Annotated in this window: 1 pseudogene; it reads left to right on the top strand. The window is 67.1% G+C overall.

The features are described 5' to 3' along the window. Positions 1-252 (top strand): annotated as a pseudogene (locus ACPYOM_RS22940) (hypothetical protein); the annotation flags it as partial. Between the last annotated feature and the right edge of the window lie 6 nt (positions 253-258).

The following is a 258-nucleotide window of genomic DNA, read 5'->3' as shown; positions in this document are numbered from 1 at the left end:
CCCCCCCCCCCCCCCCCCCCCCCCCCCCCCCCCCCTCTTCCCAACCCAACACCCCCCCCCCCAGATTACTACGCGTCTCGTGGGCTCGGAGATGTGTATAAGAGACAGGTCATGGGCGAGACGGTCGGTTCGTGGTTCGCGGGCCTGCACCGCAGCCACGGTGTCGAGTTCCGCTTCGACGACGGCGTCGGGGTGGGGATCACGCCTGTCTCTTATACACATCTGACGCTGCCGACGACGGAGAGAGTGTAGATCTCG

The organism is Monashia sp. HAY1-2A (assembly GCF_056755315.1).
Note: the sequence above shows the minus strand (reverse complement) of the source record. Positions and strands in the feature narration are given on the sequence as shown.